The organism is Scytonema hankhaensis NUACC26 (assembly GCF_045865695.1).
GTDB lineage: Bacteria > Cyanobacteriota > Cyanobacteriia > Cyanobacteriales > Nostocaceae > Scytonema.
Genome location: NZ_BAACAP010000248.1, coordinates 1 through 25,278 on the forward strand (window position 1 = coordinate 1; position 25,278 = coordinate 25,278).

20 protein-coding genes are annotated in these 25,278 nt (G+C 43.3%); 10 read left to right on the forward strand and 10 right to left on the reverse strand.

Translation table 11 applies throughout. From position 1 onward, the window contains the following. The coding region (locus tag ACKTT2_RS45290) for a transposase domain-containing protein (protein ID WP_500691430.1) at positions 1 to 240 on the forward strand (240 nt) is incomplete at its 5' end. A 169-nt stretch (positions 241 to 409) separates the two neighbouring features. Here ACKTT2_RS45290 and ACKTT2_RS45295 read toward each other — a convergent pair. Next, positions 410 to 853 (reverse strand): Tll0287-like domain-containing protein, encoded by a 444-nt coding sequence (locus tag ACKTT2_RS45295; protein WP_407899069.1) that lies wholly within the window; start codon positions 851 to 853, stop codon positions 410 to 412. A gap of 237 nt (positions 854 to 1,090) precedes the next feature. Here ACKTT2_RS45295 and ACKTT2_RS45300 point away from each other — a divergent pair, with 237 nt between their 5' ends. After that, on the forward strand, positions 1,091 to 1,186 hold the full coding sequence (locus ACKTT2_RS45300) for a DUF4058 family protein (RefSeq protein ID WP_407899339.1): 96 nt from the start codon (positions 1,091 to 1,093) through the stop codon (positions 1,184 to 1,186). A 4-nt stretch (positions 1,187 to 1,190) separates the two neighbouring features. Next, the gene (locus ACKTT2_RS45305; RefSeq protein WP_407899071.1) at positions 1,191 to 1,556 is read left to right on the forward strand and encodes a DUF4058 family protein; all 366 of its coding nucleotides are present in this window, start codon (positions 1,191 to 1,193) and stop codon (positions 1,554 to 1,556) included. Positions 1,557 to 1,609: 53 nt separating this feature from the next. Here ACKTT2_RS45305 and ACKTT2_RS45310 read toward each other — a convergent pair whose 3' ends face one another. Together ACKTT2_RS45310 and ACKTT2_RS45315 are read right to left on the reverse strand one after the other, a co-directional pair. Further along, positions 1,610 to 2,479, reverse strand: a complete 870-nt coding sequence (locus ACKTT2_RS45310; protein ID WP_407899073.1) for an Rpn family recombination-promoting nuclease/putative transposase — start codon at positions 2,477 to 2,479, stop codon at positions 1,610 to 1,612. Between the two features lie 105 nt (positions 2,480 to 2,584). Next, positions 2,585 to 5,482, reverse strand: a complete 2,898-nt coding sequence (locus tag ACKTT2_RS45315) for a two-partner secretion domain-containing protein (RefSeq protein WP_407899075.1) — start codon at positions 5,480 to 5,482, stop codon at positions 2,585 to 2,587. A 544-nt stretch (positions 5,483 to 6,026) separates the two neighbouring features. On the opposite strand from ACKTT2_RS45315, the gene ACKTT2_RS45320 reads away from it, so the two are divergent. The 3 genes from ACKTT2_RS45320 to ACKTT2_RS45330 all read left to right on the forward strand — a co-directional run bounded on the left by ACKTT2_RS45320 (position 6,027) and on the right by ACKTT2_RS45330 (position 11,832). Further along, the gene (locus ACKTT2_RS45320; RefSeq protein WP_407899077.1) at positions 6,027 to 7,946 is read left to right on the forward strand and encodes a GMC family oxidoreductase; all 1,920 of its coding nucleotides are present in this window, start codon (positions 6,027 to 6,029) and stop codon (positions 7,944 to 7,946) included. Positions 7,947 to 9,219: 1,273 nt separating this feature from the next. After that, positions 9,220 to 11,517 (forward strand): putative bifunctional diguanylate cyclase/phosphodiesterase, encoded by a 2,298-nt coding sequence (locus ACKTT2_RS45325; protein ID WP_407899080.1) that lies wholly within the window; start codon positions 9,220 to 9,222, stop codon positions 11,515 to 11,517. 54 nt (positions 11,518 to 11,571) lie between these two features. After that, positions 11,572 to 11,832 carry a response regulator gene (locus ACKTT2_RS45330; protein ID WP_407899082.1) on the forward strand — a complete coding sequence of 87 codons (261 nt, stop codon included), beginning with the start codon at positions 11,572 to 11,574 and terminating at the stop codon, positions 11,830 to 11,832. A gap of 13 nt (positions 11,833 to 11,845) precedes the next feature. Here the strand turns inward: ACKTT2_RS45330 and ACKTT2_RS45335 are convergent, their stop codons facing one another. Beyond that, complete coding sequence (locus ACKTT2_RS45335) at positions 11,846 to 13,351, reverse strand: sensor histidine kinase (protein WP_407899084.1); 1,506 nt, start codon at positions 13,349 to 13,351, stop codon at positions 11,846 to 11,848. Continuing rightward, the gene (locus tag ACKTT2_RS45340) at positions 13,348 to 14,031 is read right to left on the reverse strand and encodes a response regulator transcription factor (RefSeq protein WP_407899086.1); all 684 of its coding nucleotides are present in this window, start codon (positions 14,029 to 14,031) and stop codon (positions 13,348 to 13,350) included. The genes ACKTT2_RS45335 and ACKTT2_RS45340 overlap by 4 nt, the downstream gene beginning before the upstream one ends. A 152-nt stretch (positions 14,032 to 14,183) precedes the next feature. Here ACKTT2_RS45340 and ACKTT2_RS45345 point away from each other — a divergent pair, with 152 nt between their 5' ends. Together ACKTT2_RS45345 and ACKTT2_RS45350 are read left to right on the forward strand one after the other, a co-directional pair. Further along, positions 14,184 to 14,960: an intradiol ring-cleavage dioxygenase gene (locus ACKTT2_RS45345; RefSeq protein WP_407899088.1), complete on the forward strand. Its 777-nt coding sequence runs from the start codon at positions 14,184 to 14,186 to the stop codon at positions 14,958 to 14,960. A 183-nt stretch (positions 14,961 to 15,143) separates the two neighbouring features. Continuing rightward, the gene (locus ACKTT2_RS45350) at positions 15,144 to 15,521 is read left to right on the forward strand and encodes a hypothetical protein (protein ID WP_407899090.1); all 378 of its coding nucleotides are present in this window, start codon (positions 15,144 to 15,146) and stop codon (positions 15,519 to 15,521) included. A gap of 188 nt (positions 15,522 to 15,709) precedes the next feature. Here ACKTT2_RS45350 and ACKTT2_RS45355 read toward each other — a convergent pair whose 3' ends face one another. The 4 genes from ACKTT2_RS45355 to ACKTT2_RS45370 all read right to left on the reverse strand — a co-directional run bounded on the left by ACKTT2_RS45355 (position 15,710) and on the right by ACKTT2_RS45370 (position 21,926). Then, the gene (locus ACKTT2_RS45355) at positions 15,710 to 16,726 is read right to left on the reverse strand and encodes a hypothetical protein (protein ID WP_407899092.1); all 1,017 of its coding nucleotides are present in this window, start codon (positions 16,724 to 16,726) and stop codon (positions 15,710 to 15,712) included. Between the two features lie 154 nt (positions 16,727 to 16,880). Further along, positions 16,881 to 18,617 (reverse strand): multicopper oxidase family protein, encoded by a 1,737-nt coding sequence (locus ACKTT2_RS45360; RefSeq protein WP_407899094.1) that lies wholly within the window; start codon positions 18,615 to 18,617, stop codon positions 16,881 to 16,883. A 377-nt stretch (positions 18,618 to 18,994) separates the two neighbouring features. After that, positions 18,995 to 19,483, reverse strand: coding sequence for a hypothetical protein (locus tag ACKTT2_RS45365; RefSeq protein WP_407899096.1), 489 nt, complete (start codon positions 19,481 to 19,483; stop codon positions 18,995 to 18,997). A 109-nt stretch (positions 19,484 to 19,592) separates the two neighbouring features. Continuing rightward, positions 19,593 to 21,926, reverse strand: coding sequence for a S41 family peptidase (locus ACKTT2_RS45370; protein ID WP_407899098.1), 2,334 nt, complete (start codon positions 21,924 to 21,926; stop codon positions 19,593 to 19,595). 409 nt (positions 21,927 to 22,335) lie between these two features. Here ACKTT2_RS45370 and ACKTT2_RS45375 point away from each other — a divergent pair, with 409 nt between their 5' ends. After that, a complete protein-coding gene (locus ACKTT2_RS45375) occupies positions 22,336 to 23,094 on the forward strand; it encodes a GNAT family N-acetyltransferase (RefSeq protein WP_407899100.1) in 759 nt (252 codons plus the stop codon). A 130-nt stretch (positions 23,095 to 23,224) separates the two neighbouring features. Here the strand turns inward: ACKTT2_RS45375 and ACKTT2_RS45380 are convergent, their stop codons facing one another. Continuing rightward, positions 23,225 to 23,989 (reverse strand): CIA30 family protein, encoded by a 765-nt coding sequence (locus tag ACKTT2_RS45380; RefSeq protein ID WP_407899102.1) that lies wholly within the window; start codon positions 23,987 to 23,989, stop codon positions 23,225 to 23,227. An 836-nt stretch (positions 23,990 to 24,825) separates the two neighbouring features. Between ACKTT2_RS45380 and ACKTT2_RS45385 the strand changes: the two genes are divergently transcribed. Further along, positions 24,826 to 25,275: a response regulator gene (locus tag ACKTT2_RS45385; RefSeq protein WP_407899104.1), complete on the forward strand. Its 450-nt coding sequence runs from the start codon at positions 24,826 to 24,828 to the stop codon at positions 25,273 to 25,275. The last annotated feature ends 3 nt before the right edge of the window (positions 25,276 to 25,278 follow it).

A 25,278-nucleotide genomic window follows, 5' to 3' on the forward strand; every position in this document is an offset into this window, starting at 1 on the left:
GGTGCTCTCAACTATTATACACCAGAATTTCTAGTAAAACCATGTAAAAAAGGTGACTCTAAAAATGCGATCGCCTTCGTAAAATATTTACTCTCTCAGTACCCCCAGAGTCGTATTGCTTTGATTTGGGATGGAGCTAGTTACCATCGTTCATCTGAGTTTAAGGCTTATTTAGATGCTATTAATCAGGGCTTAAATGAAGATGAATGGAAAGTGACTTGTATACGAGAGCGCTCCTAATGACCCTACACAAAACCCTGTAGAAGATATTTGGTTATACGCTAAAAAGTTGGTGAGAGAGTTTTATCATTTGTGTAAATCATTTTCTCATGTCAAAAGATTATTTGAATTGGTTACTCACCATCAAATCTTTGATTTTCCAAAAATGTTTATGTATGACCCGCTTTTTTTACAACTCATTTAGGATTGCTATATGACATCTCAAGCAACTAGAACTAGTCACTTCTAGGGGACGAGCAATGTAGAAGTATTGTTCATTTCCCAAAGAACGAAAACCTGTCTCTTGTTGGAGATTTCTATTTTTGCGGAATTTTTGCACAATGGGCGCTTCAAAATTATCAGCTTTATCATGAACATTAGTGGGATTCAGCATCGCTTCTTTATACAGGAAGTTGCTGTAAGATTTGTTTTCTTTGCTTAGCTGTTCAAAGACTTTTTTGGCTGAGTAAGCAGGAATAACCTGTGGGGAAAAGTCATCAGCACCCAAGTGAGGTTCTATTTGCGGCGTGACTTCAACAGATGTGTAAGAACGAACTGAGTTGAGAGTTCTCAGGAGTAACCAAGCTTTTGAACTAATCTCATTTTGAGCTTTGTAGTGCAAAATTTTGGACAAGGCGGATGATGTTTGCCTTCATTTGTTGTACTCTATTACAATAGACAGACTTCATTCAACACACATCGTCAACAGAGGAAATTCATTTTCCAATTTTGGAAAGTTCATTTTTGTTAAGCGTGGAACTCCCGCTAGAACAGTTAAAATCAATCACAGAACGATACTTGGAAGTGAGGGAAACACCGAACAGATGCTGTAATTACAGTCATTGAAGTTTTATCGCCTAAGAATAAACGCATTGGTAAGGGACGTTCGGTTTACGAAGAAAAACGTCATGCGATTCTAGGAAGTATGTCTCATTTGGTTGAAATAGACTTGCTTCCTTGCAGATGAACCTATGGCAATGAAAGGCTACGGTCTCATAACTGATTATCGCATTGTGGTTAGTCAGTGCGATCGCCGCCCCAAAGCTGATTTATATGCCTTTACAATGCGTGAGCCAATTCCTGAATTTTTACTACCGCTTAAAGAACCGCTTGAGGTCATAACTGTAAATTTACAATCTATTGTGAGTGGTGTTTACTCGCGAGGCGGTTACGCGATCCGAATCGATTACAGACATATGTCTACCAGAAAGCAGATGTCTGTCACTGTTGAACAATGGGTACTTGACGCTATCGATCGAGTCAAGCATCATGAGCAGCCTTATGGCGCTTGGGTAAGAGAATTTTTAGAAGCTTGGGCAGAGTCTCAAGTTACCTAGCTTTACCCAACTTTGCCTAAATTTTTGCCCTACTGTCCATACCCGATCGCTGCTCACTGCTTCAACTGTTGGACTTCTGCTACAGTCAAACCCGTTTTCTGGGCAATTGTTTCTGCATCTAACAAATCTAATAGCGATCGCGCTATCTCCAGTGCTTTGCTTTTTCCTCCTTCAAGTCGCCCTTCCTCTCTTCCTTCCTCTCTTCCTTCTTGCCGTGCTTTCAAAATGGCATTGCGGTTATCATGTAAAAACATCTCACGCTTCTCCAACACTTCCAATTCTTTGCGGCTCAATTTACTTTGTTGTGCCACCAAAAACGCATGATTAATCGCCGGAATTTCTCCCATCTTCACTGGTACTGTTTCTAGTTTATTGGCGGCTTTCAAAAAATATAACCATTTGTCTACTAATGATTCTAAATCATCTAGTTCTTTGGTAAACTTGGGTAATTCCACGAACACCAATTCTATATCATCACTGTAATCTGTCAAATCGTCTTTTTCTTTTAAACGATAGCGGGAAATTACCTTGTCATTGCCTGCAAACATCTCAAAATCCGTAATTGTTAATGCAATGACTGGATTGAGTAATGTGTAGTCTTCTCCTACTCCCAGTTGAATTGAAAAGGCTTTGGCTGCATTATATAACACTCGTTTTTCAAAGCCTAAAACATTTAATACTTGCATTTCAATAATTACAGTTTTGCCATCAAGTAGGGTGGCTTTTACATCTAAATAAGAGTCTTTAATTCCCTTAATTCGAGGTGCTTGATAGGGATCGAGAATCACTAAATCTTGAATGGTATCTTGCTCGTTGTAAAGAATCGCATTCAAAAAACTCATCAAAATATCTTTGCTTTGTTTAGAACCAAAGATTTTTTTGAAAGCAAAATCTGTCTTAGGATTGATGAAAACGTTGGGCATTGATATTACACCTAATGGTGACTTATATTTCAATTTTAGTTTAGGCGATATGGAGGAGTGCTTGATAAATAAATTGAATTAGACATACATCGTCAAGCCAGGAAATTAGTTTTCCAATTTCGGAAAATCAATTGTTGAACCAGAACAGTTAGTCGTCATGGACTTTGAACCAAAAGGAGCAACAGCAGATGCATCAGAGATGAGAATCACTTCCCGATTTGGACTGTAGATCCATCTGTTAGCTTCCACCAATGGCGCAGGTGTAGGGAGTTTGTGCTTGTTGTCAGTCACAGTGTTGTCAGGAGCGATAAGCCGGGTACGGCTTGCGCTTCGCGACGCATTCTGTTGTCGTGTTGAAACACTTGCACTGCGGGCAGTGGGTAACTGATAAGTCTGATAAGATGCAACCAGGGGATCGTCTGGCATCACTGGCAAACCTCCATTTCCCGTGATGATGAATTCTCCTGATGTTTGATGATTTCGCCTCATGCAACTATTGGCAATTAGTTGTGAAGGATCGATAAGGTTTGCGGGCAAATCGGCCAAGCCCAAGCTTTGGTCAATGTCAGGAGTCTTCAGCGTCACACTGCCTTGGAATTGAAAACCTCGTTCGGAACTCGCTGTAATATCGCTGTTGAAGCTCGGTTGTTCGCGAAACTGGATGCCAAAAATACCCTTGGCATTGACTGTCACTTGACCGCCAAAGCTTTCAATTGCATTGGTACTGATATCACTGTTTTCTCTAGAGACAGCAACTAAGTTGTCAGTATCAATCAAGATGTTACCGCCTGTTGCCGAGCCGGTGGCGTTGGTACTAATGCTGCTACCTCGACGTAGTATTAAATTGCCAGACTTGAGATTAATATTGCCTTCACCACCAGAGGTATCAGATCTGAGGGTTGCTCCACGATCCAAACTCAAAGTTCCGGCTTGTACTTCCAAGTTCCCTGCACTTCCCGATCCAGTACTGCTGACAGTTATGCTACTTGCTGGATCGATATTGCTGACTTTAAGTTTGCCATAAATATCAGTTGTCGAACCGAATTGAGCGAGCCTTTGAGTGTAAGTGGGATCGCTACCAGATACGATCGCATTATCGGTGACATTGAGTGTAATATTCCCTGCATTTCCCGTACCAGTTGCGATGGCACTTAACTGCCCGCCTGATGTTACCTCAAACGTATTTGCATTTACCTTGACTGCTCCTCCCGAACCATTGAGAGTTGTCCGTGCATCTACTACAGCACCGTTAGAAACACTGAAACGGCTCGTATTTATTGTCATATTGCCACTCCCATTACCAACAGTAACGCCAGAGATTATCTCTCCGGTCAAAATGTCCTTGTCGGCACTAAGGGCGATCGCACCTCCATTTCCCGCACTCCCAGAATTAGATTCAGATGCGGCGTTCAAATTACCAGTATTTATGTTGCCATTAGCAGCACTGAGACTCATTGCGCCTCCATTCCCTGCATTTTGAGAATCTCCTCGAGACGAAGAGTTCAAATTGCCAGTGTTTATGTCCCCCTTGGCAGCATTCAGAGTAATTGCGCCCCCATTTTTGTTACCATTACTAGTATCCAAAGTTTGTCCATGAGTGGTAATTGATCCAGCACTGTTAATATTTATCGCTCCTCCATGAGTGTTAATTGAGCGGGTACTGGTATCCCCTGATGTAGCCAATAAGTTAACTATCCCCTCTGCTCCATTAAACGGTTGTAAGATAACATTTCCACCTATGGTAATTCCCCTTGGCACACTTCCACTGTCACCAGCTTTAACTGAGCCAGAATTTACACCTCCATAAGCGAGAGTACTTTGCCCCGAACGCAGAATTAATGCCGTACTTGTACTGAGAGTCGCTGTATCCGCTCCTGGTGGCAAGACTCCCGTATCGGGGGCTGTAATTTTCAGCTCGCCCTGAAAGCGAATATTACCCAAAGCTTCCACTAACAGCGATGGTCCTTCATAAGACGCGGCTATATCCACATCTCCATTTGCACTGATAATCGGGTCATATTGACTCACCCAATTTGTTCTTCCTCCCGATACACCTTGAAGCGAAAAACTCCCACCACTGCTCGCACGCGCATCTAGAGTCAAAATGCCATCGCTTTTTAAACTCATATTTCCCCCACTCACCAACGGTGTTACAGTCGGTGAAAGTGCGAGTATTTCAAGAGATTTTTCCCCCTCAATTGCCAGATGTCTCTGAGCTTGTGCTTGAAACGGTTGCGTTGCGCGATCGCTTAAAATTGCTGTATCTTTTGCTTTGAGGGTTAAATCTCTACCTGCATACAGTTGTCCTTGTAAATCGAGTTTGTCAGCAACTAACGTTAGGTCTTCCCCCGCCGCTAAATTTCCCCGACTAGTAATCGTCGCCCCTGGCGTACTCGTTCCCCACTGCATTCCTGGAGTCAGATTTATCGTTAGTAAAGGTGGTGCAGAAGGATTAATAGCACTAAACTCACTTCCATCGGCAAATTTGAGATGAGTCGCCGTACTGCCAAAAAAGGAACCGCCAATATTAACCCTTGCATTTGGTCCAAAAATTATGCCATTGGGATTGAGTAGAAACACGTTGGCTGTACCGTTTGCTCGAATCAACCCATCAATATTGGAAATCGATTGCCCTGTGACGCGAGTGAGGATATTCTGAATTTGGATGGGATTATTGAAGAAAGCCTCCCCACCTGTAGGTACGGAAAACTGGTGGAAACTGTGGAACAGATTAGCACCCCGAACAGTTCCCCCCTCTATCGTACAAACCGAGCATGAGGGCGTAACGCTGGAGTTGACTGGAAGTGAATTATCTGGAACGATTTGTGCGCTGACAGGGCTAATTGCGATAAAAGTTGCGATCGCTGTAAGGCTTGCGCTCCGCCCAATCGCCAAAGGAGCGATGGCAAAGCCAATCGCACCACAGCGCCCTGTTAAGAGTTCTGCTTTAGAAATAGATGGCAGCGACTTCCGGTTTTGATAGTACCTTGGTTCAGCTTTCACTCTTATTTCTCAACTCTTTATACCATTTATACCATAATGATTGCTTCTATTTAACCGCAACAGACGCAGAGTACGCTCCAGGTAAGAAGAGAGAGATCTATTACAGCCATTTTGAGGTAAATAGACCACATCTTGTAGGGTGGGCGTCCTCGCCCGCCCTCTTATCTACATTTCCAATTACAGACCGAGCCTGAAGGTTTAGTAGAGAAAACATCTCACTACATCCACCAATTTAATATCGATCTCATCAGTCCAGGTATTCGATCGACCTTATCTGCCCTTATTTCCTGACTTGGCGATGTATGGTTTAATCAAATCTATTTTTATTAAATTGAGTAGAAAATATGGTTTACGCATGGACATAAATTTAGGAAAAGTACTGTAGTTCTATTTTCTATCTCACTCATGCATAAGTTGATTTTGCTTGCACCTAATTAGAGAAGAAAGGGCAGCAAATAAGTCTGATTTACATAATCAGATTTTTGTCAATGCTTAAGTCCTGGAATTATCGCAAAGATTTCCTGAATCACTACATGAGGAGTTTATGATTTACAAGCCTTACAGCCGTCGCAGCTTTCTTCAAAATGCTACTCTATTCTCCACTGGTATAGTTACCTCATTAACTCATCCTCGCAAAGCTATTCCTGTCAGCCCGTCAACACCTATTGAATACATAGTAGTTGGATCGGGTGCAGGTGGTGGTCCTCTTGCCGTCAATCTTGCAAGGGCTGGGCATAAGGTGGTCTTGATTGAGGCTGGTGGTACTGATGGTGATGACCTCGCATCGGTACCGCTTTTCAATCCGCTCGTTACTGAAGACCCAAGGGTGCGATGGGACTACTTTGTCCGACACTACACTGACGATGCACGCCAACAACGCGATAGCAAGTATGTCCTTGACAAAGGTGGTATTTTGTATCCGAGAGTAGGTGCGCTTGGTGGATGCACTATACACAGTGCCATGATTATGGTCTATCCGAACAACGCTGACTGGGAGTATATTGCAGAACTCAGAGGTGATTCTAGTTGGCGTGCTGAGAATATGCGGAAGTACTTTGAGCGACTTGAGCAGTGCGGCTATGTCGAGCGACCAAAGGGTTCAAATGATAATTTGACACGTCATGGCTTTGATGGCTGGTTAACAACAGAAGTTCCTGACCCTAAGCTGTTTGCTGAGGATACCAATCTTCAACGTATTTTAGACTCAGCAGTAAGTGAGGTGGGTCCCGAAGGGGTACTCGATTCTTTTTTCCGTAAGGATCTCGATCCGAACGCATGGCCAGTCAACGTCGGGGGAATTGAGGGTCTTTACAATATCCCAACCTCTACTCGAAATGGTCGGCGACGGGGTCCGCGTGACCTCATCCGGGAAACTGTAGCTGAAATTCCTAACAATTTGATTGTTAAAACCAATACTCTAGTAACACGCATATTATTTGATGGTACAAAGGCAATCGGTGTTGAGTATCTTGAAGGCTCGCATCTCTACCGCGCCGATCCACAGGCTGTTGCCGATCGACCAGAACCCGAACCAAGAAAGAAGATGCTCGCTTCTCGTGAAGTGATTATAGCAGCAGGTGCTTTCAATAGTCCTCAGATTCTAAAGCTTTCTGGAATTGGTTCAGCAGATGAACTGCATAGTCACGGCATTACTCCAGTCGTCGATCTTCCAGGTGTTGGCAAGAATTTACAAGACCGTTATGAAATTAGTGTAGTGACGCAATTAGACTCGGATTTGACACTCCTAAAGGATTGCAAACCAGGACAGCCGTCAGATCCATGTCTAACTGAGTGGGCACAAGGACGGGGAATTTACACCAGCAACTATACAGTTATCGGTAATATGCGAAAGTCAGAAGCGGCACGTGCCAAGGAACGCCCTGAACCCGATCTTTTTATCTTTAATGTTGCAGGCTCGTTCCGAGGCTATTACCCTGGTTACTCTCAGGTCGTTAACCAACCGAACCAATTCACCTGGCTGATTCTGAAAGCGTACACGGGCAATCGTGCGGGAAGCGTAAATCTACGCTCGGCTGACCCACGAGATGTACCCGACGTTAACTTCCGTTATTTTGCTGACGGTAATGAAACCGAAGACGACGATATGGCAGCACTTGTCGAAGGTGTTGAATTTGTACGTCGGATGAACGCACACATTGAGGATATTACCCAAGACGAAGTAGTTCCAGGTCCGACAGTCAAGTCACGCAATGAGATTGCCAATTTTGCGGCAAACGAGGCGTGGGGTCACCATGCTTCGTGTAGCAATAAGATGGGTCTTCGAGAAGACGCAATGGCTGTGGTTGACAGTAACTTCCGCGTTCACGGCACTCAAAATCTGCGGGTTGTAGATGCTTCCGTTTTCCCGCGCATTCCTGGCTACTTTTTGCTCACACCTATCTATATGATTAGCGAAAAAGCAAGTGATGTCATATTAGCAGATGCTCGCAGTGAAACGGTGTGAACAATTAAACCCGTCCTCAATATAATTTGGTTACAAAAAAAGGAAAGGTACGATAAGCCGAGTACGGCTTGCGCTTCGCTATAAGCTGGGTATAGCTTGCGCCAAGGGCGATCGCACCTTTCCTTTCTTCTTTAAACTTACAAGTATCGGGATGATAAATTCATGGCTGACAGAAAATAACGACACTGTTTGATAGTTGGATAACTAATTCTACACGGGTGTAGCAATATATTCCAAAATTGGAAAGCACTTTTCCTAAAGTAACGTAGCATTCCTAGCTTCAGCAACAGTATTGTAGTTATGTCACTCAGGGCTTAATGCACACAATCAAACTTACATCCATGTATAAGCCCTACAAACTATCAAGAGGATTTTTATCATGACAGATCGAAGTACTGATATTCAAGCTTTAGCTGTAAAGGCTCTACCACAGTTACAAATACGAGACTCTGGCGATGCTGTTATTTTAGTACAAAAACTCCTGAGATAAATGAAAACTTTAGCAAGTTAAGCTGAACTTACTAAACTTATTAAAGTTTTCTTGTGTAAGTAGGGAACACTATGCAAGAATTTCACAAGTTTTGCTGGGAGCATATTGAAAGAAGACAAGAAAAAAACCATTTTATTCACGATAATTTAGGTATTATTGGTGAATCTGTAAAATTTTTAAAACTTGCAACTAAATAACCCTTATTCTCAGTAGAATCACTAGTTTTTTGTAGGAATTTTGGCGGCGCTGACTGTATTACGTCAGATGTAAGTTGTGATACAGGAGCAACAGCAGTTGGGCGATGAAAATCAACAGGCATGGTAAATCTAAAATACTGTCTCAAACAATACACAGATAATCCACCGTTTTGTTTTGTGGCAACCGGAATGCTCTCCAAGTTTAAACAGTATTTACACGGGCACATCCAACTTGTTTTATAAATATTTACGTATACTCATCGTTGTAATACCGATAACCAATAAGGCATCCTGTAAGATGATGCCAAGGAATACTTCCTGCTGAATCACCCATTTGAAATCGGGATCTCTGAGGAGATAAGAAATGCTCAACTAACCATTCTTTGCCACATACCTAATAAAGTTATTTGAACAACATGATATTTAACACTACCATCATTATTGACTTTCTCGGTCTGAACTACCCTTTCAATCAGTTAGATGTCATTACTGTTGAACGCGCCGCCGCCCTACTACAACCATAGAGATATTCCACGGGACAAGCCATCCGACTGCAAGAGACAATGCCCAATCAAATCGTTTACCTATGGATATTTATAAATTCCCACCAGATCCAAAGTCTTCATCTTTAACAACTTCGCTCCAGTCTTTTTCTAAAAATGCTTGTGTCAGCGCGGTTTTGATTGGGATGACTGTCATCTTGGGATGGATTTTTGACGTTCCAGTTCTCAAAAGTGTCTTCCCAGGACTAGTAGCTATGAAAGCTAACACAGCAATAGGTTTGATTTTAGCAGGCTCTGCTCTAAAATTGTGGCATCGGCGAGCGTCAAATCAAATAATTAGGCGTACTGCTCAAGCCTGTGCCCTCATCGTCCTTGCGATCGGTTTTTTGACTGTGATTGAGTACGGCTTTAACCAAGACTTCCATATTGACCAACTCCTGTTTAAAACCCCAATTGACCCGCTGAATGATGCCGCTCCAGGACGAATGGCAGTTCACACCGCTATGACTTTCGTCTTGCTTGGCTGTGCCTTGCTACTGCTTTTTATCCGTCATCCTAACTGGCAAGCTTCTCAAGTCTTGGCGTTAGTGGTATTTCTGATTGCTTTTCTGGGACTACTAGGATATTTTTATGGCAATGCCTACTTTTACCGATTTGGCTCGATTACATCAATGGCTTTGCACACGGCTGTTGCATTTATCCTGTTGAGCCTAAGCATTTTGTTTGCTAGTCCGAATCAAGGAATCGTTGCAGTGGTTGTCAGCCATCATGTTGGTGGAGCGATCGCTCAGCGTATACTGCCGGCGGCAATTTTGGTTCCGCCAGTAGCGTGTGGGTTAGCTTTATCAGGATACCGAGCGCAAATCTACACGGCTGAATTAGGAATTTCTCTACTGAGCATTTTAAATGTTATATTTTTCGCGGTGTTAATCTGGTGGAATGCTCATTTCCTCAACCAAGTTGACCACCAACGCCGACAAGCAGAAACTGCACTACGGCGGGCTAAGGAAGAATTAGAAAACAAAGTTGAAGAGCGCACTGTCAAGCTAAGACAAGCTCTAGAACAACTAGAGTATCAGGCATTTTATGACGCTTTGACAGGTTTACCCAACCATGTCAAATTTTTGAAAAGTTTGCGTCAATGTATTAATCGCTCGCTCGCTCGCTCTGACTATTCATTCGCCGTACTATATCTTAACTTAGACCACTACCAAATAGTCAAATACAGCCTAGGTCATTGCCAGAGCGATAAATTACTGCTTGAAGCAATTCGCCGTCTGAAAACGTGTTTAACACCTATGGATGTGTTAGCACAAGTGGGGTCAGACGAATTTGCTATCTTGCTTGCAGATCTACAAAACTTTCAGGATGCAGTATTGAGTGCAAAGCGCATCCATGAAGTGATGAAATCGCCTTTTAACCTCAATCCTCCTGTAGAGTCATCTACGACCAACATTGGTATTGTTTATAGTAGCATTGGTTACGACCAACCGGAAGACTTTGTACGGGCAGCGGACATTGCAATGCATTATGCAAAGGTGCAGGGGCGAGATGGTACAGTTGTATTTAATCAAGATATGCAGCAGCGTGCCATTGCTCGCCTACAATTAGAAAACGACCTGCAACTGGCGCTGAAATCTCAACAATTGTATTTAAATTATCAGCCGATCATATCGTTAGAAACTGGGTTGATTGTAAGTTTAGAAGCGCTTGTCAGATGGCGACATCCCACTAAAGGCATGGTTTCTCCAACTGAGTTTATTCCACTAGCAGAAGAAACGGGGATCATTGTCCCTATTGGTCAATGGATATTACAAGAAGCTTGCCAACAGTTAAGTTTATGGCAGAAGCAGTTTTCTGACTGCAAGGGACTTTCAATGAGCGTGAATTTGTCCGGTATTCAGATCACCCAACCAGATTTGATAAAGGTCATTGACGAGCTTCTTTTAGTAGTTGGATTGAGTGGAGAAAATTTCAAGATAGAGATTACAGAGAGTATGCTTGTAAACAACGCCCAAGAAGCGGCTCTTGTCCTCGAACAATTGCAAAAAAGAAAGATACAAGTGTGCATTGATGATTTTGGAACGGGATATTCCAGTTATAGTTATCTGCACAGCCTTCCTCTTAACACTTTGAAGATTGACCGTTCTTTTGTCAGTGGCATGGGGGTGAATGGGAAAAAATCAGATATAGTTCGCTCAATAGTCACCTTAGCGCACAATTTGGAATTGAATGTAATTGCAGAAGGTGTGGAGACAGTAGAACAATTGACTATACTTCGAGCCTTGGGATGCGAATACGCACAAGGGTACTTATTCTCTAAACCACTAGATGCAGAAGCCACTATCGCTTTAATTGCTGCGGGTACTTTCAAACTTTAATGTTCGTAAATCTCCAGTTCCTAAGCATCAGATGGGTACTGGCATCAACTTAAAATGAAAATATTAGAAATTACACCAGCCATGAGTCGAGAGCCAAAGCAAATTTTGCAAAAATTTTTAGTTGTGGACGACCATGAAGCAATTCTTCAAGGTACAGTTCCAGTGCTAAAAGAGAAATACCCCCAAACAGAAATTCTCACAGCCCAGGATGCTCAAACGGCGTATCAGCAAGTTGAAAGATATCACCCAGACTTGGTGATTGTTGATTTGTGTCTACCAGCAAAGCCTCACGCCCCTGCCGAAACTTCTCAATAAGTTTCAGTTATCTTCATTGTAAAATCGGCAGAATGAGGGTAAACGCTGTTTGACACGACGCTGTTGAGTCAAGGGTGAGGTCGCCACGATGCGATCTAGCAATTTCACGGGATAAACTGAGTCCCAGTCCGATGCCTTCTACCTTGCGGGTACGTGAGGGGTCGCCGCGATAGAATCGGTCAAAGATATGCGATCGCTCGCTCGATGGAATGTCAATTGAAGCATTAGCAATCGTGACGTAGAGAGTTGTTTGAGTTTGATGAGCGTGAATCTTTATCCAACCGTTAGCGAGATTATATTTGATAGCATTACTCAACAGGTTTTGCAGAACTTGAATGAGGAGATCGCGATCGCCTTTGAGGCATAATCCATCAGCGACATCAGTTTGTACGCTTAGGTGAGGAGCCAGCAGTTCCACATCTTCTACCATCTCGATAAGCAACTCAGACATATCCACTTCAACTAGATACAAGCTCATTTGTCCCGCATCTGCCAGAGACAATAGCAAGAGTTTCCGCATAATTCCACTCAGGCGGTGTACCTCATCCAACATATTGCTTAAGCGCTGTTGCACTTCCGATCCTGGGTCAACCTGTTGTAACGTTCGTTCCAGTTCACCTTGCAGAATGGTCAGTGGCGTTTTCAGTTCGTGAGCAGCGTCAGCACTGAAGCGAGAGGCTTGTGTAAAACTGCGTTCCAGACGTTCCAGCATCTGGTTAAACACCTGAATCAGTTCGATAAATTCAACATCTGTTGCACCAATAGGAATCCGCCGATCTAGACCTTTAACGGTCACTTGTTGAATAACACCTGTTAATTGATTGATAGGACGCAAGGCATGACCGGAAACCAACCATGCGCCAGAGGCAATGAGCAAGAGCGCTCCCGGAATTGAAACAAAGAAGATATTGCGAATGGTAGCCATCTCTTGATTGACGGCTTGCAAACTAACGGCAATAGCAACCCGAGTATTGGGAAATTTAGCTGCCCCAATCCGCCAGGTTTCTGTTGCCGTCTGTTGAGTGACGAATCGAGGTTGAGGCGGGCGGATCGAGGGTGGTGCAAAGGCAGATGGATTTGTACTCTCAGGTTTTGGCGGTGGTGGACGTTTAGGAAACGGTGGTAGAGGAGTCAACTCAAGATGCCTAAGCAGCAGACGCTTCACGTCGAGGTCTGCAAGTACTTCGTTGGATTGATAAAGTGTGTTACCGTTATGGTCAAGTACCAGCAGTGCGATCGGGATTTTTGTCTTTGTTCCGAAAGCGTAGGTTAATGAATCTCTGTAGAACTGCCATCGCTCTCGTTGAGGTGAACGCAGAGGAGTGCCTTGCTCTGGTTCTCCTCGTGGTGGCAACTTCGGAGTTGCTCGCATCAATTGATTAAACAGTTGTGCATCGAGACGACCGATCTGAGCATTGTAGATTTGGAACCAGGAGACTGCACCAAACCCTACTAATGCGCTTCCAGCTAAAGCCGAGGATAATAGGGCAATCCGGAGTCGAAACGAATGCAGTTTCATGATTGAGGATCTGGTTTGCGAAACCGATATCCAACCCCTCGAATGCTTTCAATCCAGCCTACTTCATCCATCGGGTCAATTTTTTTACGAATTCGCTGGATACAAACATCAACGACGTTGGTGTTGGGATTAAAGTCATAGCCCCAAACGTGTTCTAGGATTTGGGTACGGGTGAAGACCCGTCCGGGAGAACGCATGAGATATTCTAGAAGATTAAACTCGCGGCTAGTAAGTTCGATCGCCTGTCGATCGCAGGTAACTTCTCGCGTGATGCGATCGAGCTTGAGCGATCCAACCACAAGCAGATTTTGACGTTCGCCTACACTCCGGCGCACAACAGCATGAATTCGAGCTGCTAACTCTTCCACAAAAAACGGTTTGGCAATGTAGTCATCAGCTCCCAGATTCAGCCCGCACAAGCGATCGTCCAATTCGTTACGAGCCGTCAATAAAATCACGGGAGCATTCCGACCTTTGAGCCGCAGTTGTTTGAGAATTGATAGTCCATCTTTTCCCGGTACCATAATGTCAAGGATAATCGCGTCATATTCGTTGTCTAATGCCCGCAAATACCCTTCATCACCATTGTCACAGTAATCTACGACAAATCCCTGCTCCTTCAATCCAGCACGGACGAAGTTAGCAATTTTTGCTTCATCTTCGACAAACAGAACGTTCACAATTATTCATGACTTTACCTATTGCTCTATTCTACATTCATTGCCGTTTGGCTAAAATTACAAAACTGTAATTGAGTTTGCACGCCAAGTGTCATTTTAATTCGGTTTAATCAGAATATAAACACCATTACTTTTGAAGAAAGATAAGCAATATGAAAAACAACGATCGCCTATTAAGTCGGATTTTGAGTCGAAGAAAGGCACTTACTCTATTTAAGGCAGCCGGAACTGCAATACTTGTCGTTGGATGCGTACCTAAAAAGTCCAATTCCCTGGTACTATCGAGTATAGGCGTCTCGGCATCATCAACTGCTAGTCTTGCTACTTTGCCAGCGTGTGTTGTGAGTCCAGAGCAGACCGAAGGACCTTATTTTGTAGACGAGAAGCTCAACCGCTCCGACATCCGCTCCGATCCGGCGGATGGTTCTGTGAAAGACGGCGTACCACTCCAACTGACGCTACAGGTTTCTAAGATCGGTAGTACAGGCTGCACGCCTCTAGCAGGTGCGATCGTGGACATTTGGCACTGTGACGCGCAGGGTATCTATTCGGATGTGACAGACCGGAGTTTCAATACCGTTGGGAAAAAGTTCTTGCGTGGATATCAAGTGACGGATGCAAATGGAACTGTCCAGTTTACAACCATTTATCCTGGTTGGTATCAAGGTAGAGCAACCCATATCCACTTTAAAGTCCGCACAGATGCAACGTCAGGACAGAGCTCTGAATTTACGTCACAGTTATACTTTGATGACTCGATTAGCGATCGCGTGTACGCACTCTCACCCTACTCTAGCAAGGGACAGCGCACGATGAAGAATGCTGAGGACGGAATTTTTCAAAATGGTGGCGACCAAATGTTACTCAAGCTTGCTAAGAATGGACAAGGCTATGCAGCAACCTTTAATGTTGGGCTTCAGATGGCGTGATTTGAACTATGGGCTTCATCCGCGTGCATCCGCGTGAAGGGTGCGGTTCCATAACTTTTTTGTGTATTGCACCCAAGTAAGAACCGCTATAAATGACAAAACTGTAATCCAGAAGCAAGGTGAAGTGTAATTTTGGGTCGGTTGAATTAGAAATGTAAACAATATATCTTTTGGAAATTAATAATGAAAATTAATCAAAAATTGGTCGTGACAGTAATTTCTGTTCTAGCTAGCACATTGGTTTTGACTTTACTCGATAGGGCAAATGCCGAAGTTCCATTCCATCAAATTGCACAAGCAACAGATGCGCCCAACCAACCACCAAACGAACACCGACGGCGACCCCGGATTGATTTTGCCGCCGCCGCCGAGAAACTGGGAGTCACAGAAGCACAGTTAAAGGATGCGCTAGGAGTGCCTGCCAATCCGCCAAATCCATCTGAGAGAAATGGGCGTCCTCCTCGACCCGATTTTAAGGCAGCAGCGGCGAAGTTAGGTGTCACCGAACAACAGTTGATTGAGGCGCTGGGCATTCCACCGCGTCCTCCTGCAAACAGGTAGTTTGGTAATTACTCCCGAACCGCCATTCGATTGCTCCAAATAAAAAAATATCCAACTTTCGTCTTGTGGTGCGGGCTTCTAGCCCGCCACTAGCATGGGACGGGCTGTAAGCACCATCCCACATTCCAGGGTAATTTATTTCTTGGACATCCCCTAACCAACCAGTATTGATGTCCAATCTTGACACATCAGATGAGAGTAAAATTGTCAACCAATAATCCAGAATTAAACATATTATCCCCCGTATCCATAACTCCAATTCCCAAAGAGTACGTTCCGGAGATCGGTACCGTAAAGGAAAAAGTTTGAAAGCCAGTCTCTTCAACAAATGGTGTTACAGAAGTTACAAAAGATGGGAAAAACCTGTCAGCTAGTTCTGACAGCCCATTAATTGAGACAAAAGAAAAATCGTTGAAAGCGGGTGGTACCACCTCATTCGTCAGGTAGTTCCAATTGAAAGTCAAAATGTCTCCAGCTTGCGCTGTGAAGGTTTGGCGAATAGCAGAGCCAGTAATAGCATTTCCATTGCCAAGATTATCTAGACTTCCAGCTTCTAATCCTAAAAAATCTTCGATAATTGAGTCAGCAAATGTGACGCCTGCAGTTGACAGTAAAGCTTGGTAAGTTTTATCCGTTGGACTAGAACCAAACGCTGCTGTTTCAATGCTCGTTTCGCCTAGAGTCGTCCATCCCGTAAAATCTCCTGTTTCAAAGCTACCATTGATAACTGTTGCGTTAGGAGAAGTTTCGGGGAGAGTAAATGTCTTCAATGACAGTGTATAGGAACCCGATTCAAAGTGGTTACCTACAAGGTTAGTATCCCTCAAGCCAGTCACCGCGAGATTTAGATTACCGCTTTCTGGGACTATTCCGGTTAGTACAGATAAAACGCTGTTATCAGCTTGGTCATCATTTATCGCCAGAATATTACCAGAATCATCAAGCCACCCTAAAAGTGAATCCACTTTCTGTGAAGTTATTTCTACTGTAAATAAACTTCCTTTGTCAACACCTGAAAAGTTGAAAAAGTCAACATCTCCTTCTTTGTTAAGTTCTCCATATACAGCAGTACTACCAAATTCTAAAAATTGTCTGGTAGCAAAAGAGTTATTAGGTTCTCTCTCACAAGAAGAACAGTTAAAGTCGTAGTTGTCATTTCCTATTTGATTGTTATCAGAGGGATTGAATTCAGAAAATTGTGTCATGAGAAATACCTTGTCAACTCAATAAGTAAGTCGTCCCAAATGAAGCTAACTAGTGAGGCTCGTCATTAGTCATTAGTCATTTGTCATTGGTAAGGATTTCCGGCAGATTTACATTTTGTAGTTATACGTTGTACATTGCATCTGTTGGAAAGAACTACTGTATTACCTCGAAAGGCAACATCATCTCGTTGTCTTCGTGTTCCAGCATATGGCAGTGCCACACAAAGCGCCCAGTGAATGAGTTACCGAAGGGAATGTTTTCCGCAGCAGAAGCACCAAATGGAACGATGAGGCGGGTAATCTCGCCTGGGTAGACTATCACCGTATCTTTCCACCCACGCTCATTTGGTGCTGGAAATCGCTCCGGACCGACGATAAAAGGGGTGGGGTCGGGAGGTGGATAGCTAGTTGGTACGGTCGGTCCACCTAATGGTTCGTGGTGCGTGCGGACTTTGCGAGGACCAGTACTTAGATATGCCTTCATGTACTGAGCGGTATCAATTTTTTGCCGATTGAGGATTAAGAACGAGACAAGATGTAGATGCAACGGGTGAGCCACTGGCTGTAGGTTGATGATGTTCCACTGCTCCACTGTATTCACCTTTGGTTGCTCCATCAGATCTGGGTAGTTCTCGGCTTCATCCCAGTAGACGTTGTTGAGCAGCACCACAGATACTCCAGTTGGTCCCCCAATTTCCACCAATGTCAAATAGCGCTGTCGTACCACTTGAGTCTTTATTAGCTGGATGTTAACGAGTGGTTTGTTCAGTCGCAATTTCTCAGGAATCGGCTTAGGATTGGCAGCGCCCTGGTTTACCGTAAATTGCATGATTTCGGTTAAAAAAGTACTACCTGTTAAGATGTTAGCCCTACCAAAGGGAAACGGTGAAGCAGCTTCATTTTCTAAAACAATTTTGTCGCTTGGCAAATTGTTGGAGAAGTCAATGAGTACATCCGCCCGTTCGCCTGGAGCGAGCAGCAGTCTAGTTAGTTGCACTGGAGCGTTAAAAAACCCTGCATCAGTACCAATTTGAACGATCGCTTGGTTCGACGACAGTTTTAGGTTGTAGGTTCGGGCGTTTGAGGCGTTGACAATCCGAAATCGATAGACGGTGCGGTCTACATTCAAATTTGGCCACGCTTTACCGTTGACAGTAGCAACATCACCTAGAAATTCCACTTGCCATGGGGCAGGAGGGTAAAATATTGAGCCATCAGGGTTGAAAGATCGATCTTGTAGGACTAGTGGGATCTCATAAGGAGCTCCTGCAGGGAGACCAAGCGGTCCATCACCACCTATGGGATCGTCAGTGTCCCTGATTAAGTAGACCCCGGCGAGTCCGCTCATTACGTTCTGACGAGTGATACCCAAGGCGTGGTCATGATACCACAGTGTTGCGGCTTCCTGGTTGTTGACGAAGTTATAGGTGTAGGTCTGTCCTGGTGTGAATGTATCGCTTGGATAACCATCGCTTTTTTCTGCAGTGTTACTACCATGCAAATGTAGCGACACTCGTATATTGGTTTTATCAGCCTCTAACGCGCCGTGCAATCTTGTATCAATTGACCCTGCTAGTGGATGCGGTTCCAGATTGTTAACTGCTGTCATAGTCAACTGTGTACCTCTGCTGACCTCGAAAGTCGGACCAAGGTATGAAGTTCCACCATAGCCAAACGTGGATCCCTCTCCCAGACTGCTATGGAACGAGTGCGTACTTGACGCTATCGTTAAGGTGGTGAGTGGTGAACCTGCAAACGGAGTGGGCAAAGGCTCGGTAAATTTCATATCTGACAAAGCCGCCTGAGTTCTCTTCGCTTTAAGGATTGCAGGAGCAAGAATTGCTGCTCCAACCCCCGCAGTTGCCATTATCAATTGTCTTCTAGTTATCATTGCTACATTACTTAATACATTTTTTTTGATTATTTACGCAAAATTATTTCGGACAAATTGGACACATAATTTACTTTGAGGATGTGAAATTTGATTGATATACATTTATAGGTACGAGTCAATCAAATTATGCAGCGATCGATAAAAATTTTTTCTGTATATATGAGCCAATTTATGTTAAAAATTAATAATAATATCTCTGTGTTGCCTATATGGTAGTTATTGATTTATTATTATCGATTTATAGCGGTTCTCACTTAGACCCAATACACAAAAAAGTTATGGAACCGCAGATGCACGCGGACGCACGCGGATGAAGCCGTACCTCATTCGGATGAAAATTGTTAACTTTCATGCAGCAGTTCAGGTCACGATCGTTATGCATGGCGATCGCGTACTAAATCGTAGATTACCTTTTCAAAATACCAATCTGCTGTTTTGTTCGGATACTTCAACATAGCTTGGGTAAGAAGTCGATTTGCTGCTTCGCGATCGTCGTGTAATAAGAGCAGAAGTTTCTTTTGCAGCTTGCGGCTTCCTCGAGGGAGAATGAGAGAAGTATTCTTTTTGTTTCCAAACGAGGAAGCGCTTGCTGTACTTGCACTTTTATGACCCGTACCTCTTAAAGCAACACCAACAATAAGACTACCTGCTACTACAGATGCTAATATAAGCGCAGATTGGCTAGTTTGTTCTGTTGGCTCTTGTGAAGTTGTGAGACTAGAAGCTGCAAATTTTGATAGAGGTTGCGCGATTTGCTGTTCGATGTTTGATGTTAATCCAGATGCAAAAAGGCTCAGAGCAATTCCAGCCACTAAAACTTGAAAATTGGTTGTAGATTTGTTTAGAGAAAACGTGCGAAACATCTTGAACTAAATAACAACTCTACTACTATCTTGGTTAGTAAATGTGACAACACTATGTCAAGTCAAAGCAAAGTTTCCCCAATCCAAAATCTAAAATCCACTCATGGGATTACGCACTTTGTTTAACACGCTGTAACAGAACCGCAAGTGCTCGGACATACTGGGAATCTTTCATAACAGTCATGTTTGCTGGTTTCCAATTCTGACGCTCGGTTGAAGGAATTTCAACTACGTAATCTGGCTCAATCCCTTTACGATGAATCTGATATCCCTTTGGAGTCACAAGGCTGCCAATCGTTATTATCATAACAGAACCATGCGACAATTCTTCTCCTGAATGCACTTTTCCCCGACCAAAGGTAGTTGTTCCAACTAATACTGCACGGCGGTTATCTTGCAGTGCTGCTGCTAAAACTTCAGTAGCACTAGCAGTTCCATTATTGACCAAAACTACGACGGGTTTATCGGTTAACCTTGTACCACTTGCTCGAATTTGTTCTAAGATTCCTGTTCGACCTTTGAGCGTCGCAACTTGTTCTTTATGCAAGAACATACTAGCAATCTCCGTACAAGTTTTTAGCGAGCCACCAGGGTTGTTGCGTAAGTCAAGGATAAAGCCATCTACATTTTTATTTAGTAGCTCTTTGACAGCGTTGTGCATCTCCCCTGACGCATTGGGTGTAAACTGACTCAAAGCAATATAACCAATGTTTTTACCCATCTCCCGCTTCAACTCGAACCGGACTGGCTGCACTTTAATCGCTTCACGCCGTAATGGTAGGTTAAAGGTCTGACTACCATCACGACGTATAGTTAAAAGAACCTGAGTACCTGCTTTCCCCTGAAGCTTCGACATTGCTTCATCGTGGCTCAGACGGTTTGTAGCTACACTATCAATTGCTTGAACAATATCTTTTGGTCGTAGACCAGCCTTAGCAGCAGGAGTGTTCGCAATGGGAGTTACTACCCTAAGTTCTTTGGTTTTTTCATCTGTCTCCACAGAAAAATCAATCAAACCAACCCCAATTAACTCCCCATTGCTGTCCATCTCAACGCGCTGTCGCTGCTGAGAATCGAGCAAACGAGTTTCTGGATCGTGTAGTTTACTTAGCATGGTATGAATAGCTTCATACGTTGCTTGCTTGCTGGTATATCTTCTATGCAACATTTCCTGTCGGACTTGCAACCAAGCTTGAGTGTTGTAGTTTTCACCTACAAAAGAGCGCTCGATAGCTTGCCAAGCTTTATCTACGATTTGCCTATAATTATTCTCAGCTTGAGTATCTGTATCTTTTGAAGCTAATTCCTTTTGCAAAGTTGCGATTGCTTTGTTCAATTCCTCTATAAATTCTGACTCAGTTGTTTTGGCTAAAACTGCTTTGAGTGCAGCTAAATGAGCAGTCTTCAATGCTCGTTCGGCTGAAACTTTGACATCTGGTTGCACCCCTATTCCTTCCCAATTTGTCTTAGTTAGAGGATTGACTGCACGACCTGTAGGAACAAAAATGCCAAAATTGTTATTGATGATTAAAAACTGACCAGGATTTGCACCTCCTGCTGTTGTTTCACCAACGATTGTGGCTCGTTTGAGTTGTTGTAAGTTATTAGCAAACTCTTCGGCTGCTGAGAAGGTATCTTTGCTTGTCAGAACATAAACATTTTTGTTCAGATAACGTTTACCTGGAACGTAAGGAAGTGTCCAATGTTGTTCGATGCGATCGCGGTATTTTCCCGAAGTATCTTTTTCTCGCCAATATAAGTCGTTGAGATGAACGAGTCGATCGCCAAACAAGTAAGTCGAGACTAAAGCAACCATGTCTGGAGAACCACCGCTATTTTGCCGCAAATCGATAATCAGCGCACTCGTGTTGCTCAAAAAATTCATAGCCGCTATTGCAACTTCTCCTGCATCTTCTGATGGTAAGAAACCTCGGAGATCGAGATAGCCGATGTTCCCCTCTAATCGCTCAACTCTGTGAAAACCAAAATTCTCCCAACTTAGGCTTCGTCTGGCTCTTTCTCGTTCTTGAGGGTCAGTTGCTTTCAAGCGATCGTCAGTAGCAGGGAATGGTTTATGGCTGTAGAACACGTTGAGATGCTTGTCTTTCGCGATCGCTTGGATATGGGAAGTTAAAGTTCTCGCCAATTGAGTCGCGCTAGTAATGCTATCATAATCTCTACTTTGCTGCCGCTTTCGGATATTTGCTTGAATTTGCTTCCCAACTTCTGGAGAAACATAGCCATCCAGATTCTTGATAACCGCATCAATGACTTTTGAGCGAGTCTCTGCATTAATAGTCAGGTCGGGTTGTGTTGAGTCAGAGGATAATTGAGACAGAGAACGTGTTGAATGACTGAGCATCAAGATGATGGAAATCAGAACGATTGCGCCTCTAAAAAAGGTAACTAGAAGCTTTGAGCGGCGGTTTGAGTATTGAAGCATAAGCTAATGAACGCGAAAGAAACTCGGTCGCCTCAAACAGCACAGATTTCTACACTGTCAGAAATAGGTGTTTAATAATCCATGATGTTGTAGCAATCTTACACTAGAAAATAGGTTTACACAACAAACCAGCACCTATCGATCGCTTATATCCGATCTCTTCATCGCTTTTATATACTAGCAGCTATAGCAGTTTTCACTTGAATGAAATACAGATTTATCTGCTACGGGCTGCTACAGGCTGCGGTTCCATAACTTTTTTATGTACTGCACCCAATTGAAAACCGCTATATATCGCTACTGATAAGTGTATGTCTGTTTTTTACTAAACTCGATATCCTGTTAGGATTTATACTTTACAACAGTCTAATAGGGATAGCTGAATTAACTTCAGGGGGTATTGCTCTTTATGGAATCTCATATTCAGTCATATTTACGTGTTGCAGCCAGCCATCAACGCGATACAGAGCAAATTGGTCCATTTCTTGCCACTTTCTCGCGTTCCAACAATAATCCTTTCCTCAACTATGCCATTCCTGATGAAAACGCCACACCATCACCTGTAGATGTGACTGCTCTCATTGTTGCCTATGAAAAAAGATTGCGGAGACCGCGTTTAGAATACATCACACAGTTAGCACCTGCTGTTGAAGAGGTGTTAATTAATGCGGGCTTTTGCGTTGAGGGGCATCTGCCGCTCATGACTTACGCTCCTGGCTCGGAGCAAAGTCTTCCGATTCCTCCAGGGATCGAGTTGATTTTGCCAGTTTCTGATGACGATTTATTTGCCACAATCTCGGTTCAGAACGAAGCTTACGGCGCTCCTCCACCAGATGTCGGCGCGATCGCGGCTTTGAAAAGTAGCCTTAAAGCAGGTGGAATCGCTGTTTTAGCCCGAATTATAGCAACAGGTGAGCCTGTAGGCGCTGGGGTGTGTACCGTACCTAGTAACCAAACAACTGAAATTGCAGGTATCGGTGTACGTCCTGCCTTTCGCCGTCGGGGTGTGGCTGGAGCACTCACCACTCGATTGGTACAAGAAGCTTTTGCTTCGGGTGTCTCTGTTCCTTTTTTGATGGCGGCACACGAAGCAGAAAAACGGATTTATGCTCGTGCGGGTTTTTCTATAGTCGGTAAGATCCTACATATCTCGTACTCAAAACCATGATTGAGAATAAGGGCTTGCGCCCCTACAAGTTTGAAAGTTGAGAGAAGAGGAAAATAGAAGAATCCTGCTGAAATTATAGCAGTGTAAGACTTTGCGTATCAGTACAAATTAATACGTTCAGTTTTTTTGGTCAATCTTGATTTATTAAATATACTTTAGAACTTATATCTAAAGCAAACTGTAGTGGGATTGGTGAACCAACTTCCTGGTTACTGCGATTAATTTGAAAAGAAAGCGATCGCACTTGAGACAGATGCAACTCAAAATTATTAGCAAGTTTCCCCCGAATCTTGGGTTGAAAGTGACTCACAGGAAGTTTCACCCTTGTCCATTCTGTCCCAACAACAAACTCTTGCTCAAATGTGAGAATACCAGCACTTTGCTCTTCTTGGTCATCTTTTATTTTTAGTGTATAGACGACTTTAGGATCTTGAGACTTAGCGTAAAACTCAATGTACTTATATGCTGTTAAGTCTAAAAAAACTGGTGTTTCTATAAATGCAAACCCTACAAGTCCTTCATTCCCGGAAATAGCAGCAAGTTCGCCCTGAAATTGCAATTCATTATCTACTTTAAGCAATGTCGCCGCACTACTACCAACTGATGGTCTTTCTGTTTTATCGGTCTTGACGACCCAAGGAGCCTCAATAGTTACTAGGGCTTGTTTGGGGTCTTCAAAATTGCTGACTTCTGCGCTTGCTCTATTAGTAAAGTTTATCAAAGTCAAAAAAATTCCTGCAACAACTAACTTTTTTATCATGTTAGGATTTTTTGGCGATGAGAGGAATAAAATTGCGATAAGCCGGGTACGGCTTGCGCTTCGCGATCGCATATTTTCACCACTTCTGCCACTTTTGCTACCATTTTCAGAAAGACGGTATCTAGAGGATACCATTTTTCTCGATCTTATAATCCCATCGCTTCCCGATAAAGTGCTTCAATTTGGTAAAGTCTACTGTTGTATCAAGATCCCCCCAACCCCCCTTAGAAAGGCTACGGTGTACACACAAGTTTCCTGAAGTGCCTTCTTGCAGTTTCGATCCCCCCTAGCCCCCTTCAAAAGCTACGGTGTACACATAAGTCGAAACTACCCCCCTTAGTCCCCCCTTGGAAAGGGGGGAAACTAGATTTTCAGTCCCCTCCCCTTTACAAGAGGAGGGTTAGGGTGGGGTAAAACGAAGACTAAAACCTCTGTCTACTAGCTATTTCAGACTTGTGTGTACACCGTAGCCTTCAAAAGGGGGGGAAAAATCCTTAAAGTCCCCCTTTTTAGGGGGGATTTAGGGGGATCTCTAAAGATGTGTGTACACCGCAGCCTTAGAAAGGGGGAAAAGACTCTCACTCTTTCCCCTTAGAAAGGGAGATTTAGGAGGATCTAAAGCGATCGTTACCACGCCACTCCTAGCAGTCGCGGGGAAACCTGCGTTTTTCGGGTGGCTCCCCTACTTATATTTTAAACATCTGATAGGATTGCTATAGCAGTGTAAGTGTTTTGTAAATTAGTCTACTGTTTATATTTTAACCGCAAATCCACTTAATTACACATAAAGATTTTTTAATCTCCGTGCGTAGGTTGGGTGTATCCACGGATGCGATCCTCTCCATGCATTCTTCATAATTGATCCCTAAACTAAACAACAAAGTTCTAATTAACAGATTTATGTTGGCTAGAACAGGTACAGCATCTACCTAAAAATACCTTTGATACTCTCTAGTCATTAAAGAAAAAGTATGACTAATTTAAAACAATTTACTATTTTACTGGTAGAAAACAATTTACCTGAACTACGGCTGATTCAGCGTATTTTAGCCAAATCCCGCTTACCTATTTCGTTACAATATGTAGAAGATGGATTTAGCGCTTTAACTTACTTATCAGAAATAGGGTTATATAGTCATCGAGATTGTTTTCCCGTACCAGAACTCATAGTGTTGGCTGACCTAATTCTACCAGATATCAATGGGATTGAATTGATAACTTGGATGGAGCAGCAATCTCATCTCAAAAACATACCAGTCATCGCCACGATTAGTTCTGCTAGTCAGGGTGAAATTGCTGAGTTAGATAGGATGGAGATTCAGCACTTTGCCAAACCTACATCGGTCAATGATTGGCAAAAACTTATCAAGAGGATAATGTCTTTAGTCTCTACTACTAGGGTAGAGACAAGAGTCGCCTAGAGA

Excerpts from the sequence above, each read along its gene's own strand:
- ACKTT2_RS45365 (WP_407899096.1), bottom strand. The coding sequence starts at position 19,483 with ATGTTTCGCACGTTTTCTCTAAACAAATCTACAACCAATTTTCAAGTT.
- ACKTT2_RS45325 (WP_407899080.1), top strand. The coding sequence starts at position 9,220 with ATGGATATTTATAAATTCCCACCAGATCCAAAGTCTTCATCTTTAACA.
- ACKTT2_RS45350 (WP_407899090.1), top strand. The coding sequence starts at position 15,144 with ATGAAAATTAATCAAAAATTGGTCGTGACAGTAATTTCTGTTCTAGCT.
- ACKTT2_RS45330 (WP_407899082.1), top strand. The coding sequence starts at position 11,572 with ATGAAAATATTAGAAATTACACCAGCCATGAGTCGAGAGCCAAAGCAA.
- ACKTT2_RS45370 (WP_407899098.1), bottom strand. The coding sequence starts at position 21,926 with ATGCTTCAATACTCAAACCGCCGCTCAAAGCTTCTAGTTACCTTTTTT.
- ACKTT2_RS45360 (WP_407899094.1), bottom strand. The coding sequence starts at position 18,617 with ATGATAACTAGAAGACAATTGATAATGGCAACTGCGGGGGTTGGAGCA.
- ACKTT2_RS45320 (WP_407899077.1), top strand. The coding sequence starts at position 6,027 with ATGATTTACAAGCCTTACAGCCGTCGCAGCTTTCTTCAAAATGCTACT.
- ACKTT2_RS45335 (WP_407899084.1), bottom strand. The coding sequence starts at position 13,351 with ATGAAACTGCATTCGTTTCGACTCCGGATTGCCCTATTATCCTCGGCT.
- ACKTT2_RS45385 (WP_407899104.1), top strand. The coding sequence starts at position 24,826 with ATGACTAATTTAAAACAATTTACTATTTTACTGGTAGAAAACAATTTA.
- ACKTT2_RS45310 (WP_407899073.1), bottom strand. The coding sequence starts at position 2,479 with ATGCCCAACGTTTTCATCAATCCTAAGACAGATTTTGCTTTCAAAAAA.
- ACKTT2_RS45355 (WP_407899092.1), bottom strand. The coding sequence starts at position 16,726 with ATGACACAATTTTCTGAATTCAATCCCTCTGATAACAATCAAATAGGA.
- ACKTT2_RS45380 (WP_407899102.1), bottom strand. The coding sequence starts at position 23,989 with ATGGTATCCTCTAGATACCGTCTTTCTGAAAATGGTAGCAAAAGTGGC.
- ACKTT2_RS45305 (WP_407899071.1), top strand. The coding sequence starts at position 1,191 with ATGGCAATGAAAGGCTACGGTCTCATAACTGATTATCGCATTGTGGTT.
- ACKTT2_RS45345 (WP_407899088.1), top strand. The coding sequence starts at position 14,184 with ATGAAAAACAACGATCGCCTATTAAGTCGGATTTTGAGTCGAAGAAAG.
- ACKTT2_RS45375 (WP_407899100.1), top strand. The coding sequence starts at position 22,336 with ATGGAATCTCATATTCAGTCATATTTACGTGTTGCAGCCAGCCATCAA.